At 57.1% G+C, this 240-nt stretch carries 1 protein-coding gene; it reads right to left on the reverse strand.

What is annotated here, in order from left to right; translation table 11 throughout:
• The coding region (locus tag ACQRAX_RS25730; RefSeq protein WP_427867801.1) for a hypothetical protein at nucleotides 1-240 on the reverse strand (240 nt) is incomplete at both ends.

The raw sequence follows: 240 nt of genomic DNA on the forward strand, positions 1-240 counted from the left end.
AGACAAGGCCCTTGCCATTACTGTGGGGCGCTGCAAGGTCTCCAGCAGCATTTGCATTTGCTCGAGATGGCCTTCCTCGCCCTGCGATGCAGGTGTTGCCCCGCGTCCCCAACTGCAGCGGTACAGCCATAAACGTAGCCCCTCACGCTTGAAGCGGTTGGCGGCCATAGAGACCATCAGATAGGCAATACCCAAGAGCGCTAACGTGATCGTTACTGGCGTCGACATAATCCAGGCAAA

The organism is Pseudomonas sp. UM16, assembly GCF_050312595.1.
Classification (GTDB): domain Bacteria; phylum Pseudomonadota; class Gammaproteobacteria; order Pseudomonadales; family Pseudomonadaceae; genus Aquipseudomonas.